Annotated in this window: 2 protein-coding genes; one reads left to right on the top strand and one right to left on the bottom strand. The window is 69.4% G+C overall.

The annotated features are described in order from the left end of the window. Nucleotides 1-27 precede the first annotated feature (27 nt). Nucleotides 28-465 (bottom strand): DUF3052 domain-containing protein, encoded by a 438-nt coding sequence (locus ACFUEL_RS36660; protein ID WP_380242058.1) that lies wholly within the window; start codon nt 463-465, stop codon nt 28-30. Between the two features lie 468 nt (nt 466-933). Between ACFUEL_RS36660 and aceE the strand changes: the two genes are divergently transcribed. Then, complete coding sequence (aceE, locus tag ACFUEL_RS36655) at nt 934-3,684, top strand: pyruvate dehydrogenase (acetyl-transferring), homodimeric type (RefSeq protein WP_380242056.1); 2,751 nt, start codon at nt 934-936, stop codon at nt 3,682-3,684. Nucleotides 3,685-3,853 lie beyond the last annotated feature (169 nt).

The following is a 3,853-nucleotide window of genomic DNA, read 5'->3' as shown; positions in this document are numbered from 1 at the left end:
GGCCCGCCACGGGTCGTGCTCCGAAGGTCAGCGCTTGCCGGCCTTCGACGCCTTCGGGGTGGCCAGCCGGGTGCCCGCCCACTCCTTGGCGATCGCCACCGAGCTGGTCTGCGAGAGGCCGGCGGTCTTGGCCGCGTCGGCGATCTCGTGCGCCTCGACGTGCCCGTCGCGGCCGGTCTTCGGGGTGAGCAGCCAGATCAGGCCGCCCTCCGCCAGGTACTCCAGGGCGTCGACCAGGGCGTCGGTGAGATCCCCGTCCTCGTCGCGGTGCCACAGCAGGACGCCGTCGGCGACGTCGTCGTAGTCCTCGTCGACGAGTTCGGTGCCAGTGATCTCCTCGATCCCCTCGCGGAGCTCCTGGTCACTGTCTTCGTCGTACCCGAGCTCCTGGATGATCTGGCCCTGTTCGAAGCCGAGACGGAGAGCCGGGTTGGACTTGTCCGCGGGGTCCGCGGTCGCGCTCACGGGAATAACCTCCAGTATTCGAGTCCGGCGTCCATGCCGGGGCTGTGGCCGTAGTCCACACGGGAGCGGCGGTTCGCGCAAGTACCCGACCCCCGATCCCACCCAAAGGTTGACGTGTCGCCGGGCGACACGCCGCCCAGTGTGGTGGTGAACACACCCATATGTCCCTGTCCGTACCGACAAGGATGCTTCGTCTCGTACCCGCTCTCGGCCCGTTCACCCGCCGCACGCCTGCCCGAGATGCGAACGGCATTCGGGTCCGGGCAGGGTGCGGGCGTAAAGTCTCCTGTTGGCCCTCATCCCGACCGGCCGCCATCGTCCGGCCGGGGTCCAGGTCGGACCACCTCCTGACCGTCCCGTCCACCAGGCGGAACGGTTACCGATCGGTAGAGATGACGGATCTCCGAGCGCGGTAGCACGATGGAGGCGGCGCGACAACTCAGTTTCGACCGACAGTGAAGGAACAGCGTGGCTTCCGGATCCGATCGCAACCCGATCATCATTGGCGGCCTCCCGAGCCAGGTCCCGGACTTCGATCCCGAGGAGACCGCGGAGTGGCTGGAGTCGCTTGACGCTGCCATCGACGAGCGCGGGCGCGAGCGCGCCCGCTACCTGATGCTGCGGCTGATCGAGCGCGCCCGCGAGAAGCGCGTCGCCGTGCCCGAGATGCGCAGCACGGACTACGTCAACACCATCGCCACCAAGGACGAGCCGTTCTTCCCCGGCAACGAGGAGATCGAGCGCAAGATCCTCAACGCGACGCGCTGGAACGCGGCCGTCATGGTCTCCCGCGCCCAGCGGCCCGGCATCGGCGTCGGCGGCCACATCGCCACCTTCGCCTCCTCCGCGTCCCTGTACGACGTGGGCTTCAACTACTTCTTCCGCGGCAAGGACGCCGACGGCGAGTCCGGCGACCAGGTCTTCTTCCAGGGCCACGCCTCGCCGGGCATCTACGCCCGCGCCTTCCTGCTGGACCGACTGACCGAGCAGCAGCTCGACGCGTTCCGCCAGGAGAAGTCCAAGGCCCCGTACGGCCTCTCCAGCTACCCGCACCCGCGGCTGATGCCGGACTTCTGGGAGTTCCCGACCGTCTCGATGGGCCTCGGCCCGCTCGGCGCGATCTACCAGGCCCGGATGAACCGCTACCTGGAGCACCGGGGCATCAAGGACACCTCCGACTCGCAGGTGTACGCCTTCCTCGGCGACGGCGAGATGGACGAGCCCGAGTCGCTCGGCCAGCTCTCGCTGGCGGCCCGCGAGGGCCTGGACAACCTGACCTTCGTGGTGAACTGCAACCTGCAGCGCCTCGACGGCCCGGTCCGCGGCAACGGCAAGATCATCCAGGAGCTGGAGTCGCAGTTCCGCGGCGCCGGCTGGAACGTCATCAAGCTGGTCTGGGACCGCAGCTGGGACCCGCTGCTGGCCCAGGACCGCGACGGCGTCCTGGTCAACAAGCTGAACACCACCCCGGACGGCCAGTTCCAGACCTACGCCACCGAGACCGGCTCGTACATCCGCGAGCACTTCTTCGGCGGCGACCTGCGGCTGCGCGCGATGGTCGAGAACATGACCGACCACCAGATCCAGCACCTGGGCCGCGGCGGCCACGACCACCGCAAGGTCTACGCCGCGTTCAAGGCCGCCCGCGAGCACAAGGGCCAGCCGACCGTCATCCTGGCGCAGACCGTCAAGGGCTGGACGCTGGGCCCCAACTTCGAGGGCCGCAACGCCACCCACCAGATGAAGAAGCTGACGGTCGAGGACCTGAAGCGCTTCCGCGACCGGCTGCACCTGCCGATCACCGACAAGCAGCTGGACGAGGGCTACCCGCCCTACTACCACCCGGGCCGCAACTCGGAGGAGATCCAGTACATGCACGACCGCCGGCAGGAGCTCGGCGGCTACGTGCCCACCCGCAAGGTGCGCCCGCGCAAGCTCGAACTGCCGGGCGACGACGCGTACAAGGCGGTCAAGAAGGGCTCCGGCAACCAGACCATCGCCACCACCATGGCGTTCGTCCGGGTGCTCAAGGACCTGATGCGCGACAAGGGCATCGGCAACCGCTTCGTGCCGATCGCGCCCGACGAGTACCGCACCTTCGGCATGGACTCGCTGTTCCCGTCCGCCAAGATCTACAACCCGCTCGGCCAGACCTACGAGTCGGTCGACCGCGAGCTGCTGCTGGCGTACAAGGAGTCCCCGTCCGGCCAGATGCTGCACGACGGCATCTCCGAGGCCGGCTGCACCGCCTCGCTGATCGCGGCCGGCTCCTCGTACGCGACGCACGGCGAGCCGCTGATCCCGGTGTACGTCTTCTACTCGATGTTCGGGTTCCAGCGCACCGGCGACCAGTTCTGGCAGATGGCCGACCAGCTGGCCCGCGGCTTCGTCATCGGCGCCACCGCCGGCCGCACCACCCTGACCGGTGAGGGCCTGCAGCACGCCGACGGCCACTCGCACCTGCTGGCCTCCACCAACCCCGGCGTGGTCGCCTACGACCCCGCCTACGGGTACGAGATCGCGCACATCGTCCAGGACGGCCTGCGCCGCATGTACGGCTCCTCCGCCGAGCACCCGCACGGCGAGGACGTCTTCTACTACATGACGGTCTACAACGAGCCGATCAAGATGCCGGCCGAGCCGGAGGGCGTCGACGTCGACGGCATCCTCAAGGGCCTCTACCGGCTCAAGGGCGGCGAGGGCGGCCAGATCCCCGCGCAGATCCTCGCCTCCGGCGTGGCCGTGCCGTGGGCCCTGGAGGCCCAGCGCATCCTCGCCGAGGAGTGGAACGTCAAGGCGGACGTCTGGTCGGCGACCTCCTGGAACGAACTGCGCCGCGACGCCGTCGAGGCGGAGGAGTTCAACCTGCTGCACCCCGAGGAGCCGCAGCGCGTCCCGTACGTGACCACCAAGCTCTCCGGGGCCGAGGGTCCGTTCGTGGCCGTCTCCGACTGGATGCGCGCCGTCCCGGACCAGATCGCCCGCTGGGTCCCCGGCCAGTACCAGTCCCTGGGCGCCGACGGCTTCGGCTTCGCCGACACCCGCGGCGCGGCCCGTCGCTTCTTCCACATCGACGCGCAGTCGATCGTCCTGGGCACGCTCACCGAGCTGGCCAAGCAGGGCAAGATCGACCGCTCGGCGCTGAAGGACGCGATCGACCGCTACCAGCTGCTCGACGTGGCGGCGGCCGACCCGGGCGCGGCCGGCGGCGACGCCTAAGCGCTAGCCGCTAGCCGGAAAGGTCCGCCCGGAGAGGGGAGTTCCCTCCTCCGAGCGGACCTTTCCGTCTGCTCCTCCCGCCTCGCGCAGTTCCCCGCGCCCCTGGAGAGGCGCCGAACTTCCGTGCCCGCCTTCTCCCCCATGCCCCTGGCGGGGCGATGGACTTCCG

Source organism: Kitasatospora sp. NPDC057198, from assembly GCF_042670125.1.
Lineage (GTDB): Bacteria > Actinomycetota > Actinomycetes > Streptomycetales > Streptomycetaceae > Kitasatospora.
Note: the sequence above shows the minus strand (reverse complement) of the source record. Positions and strands in the feature narration are given on the sequence as shown.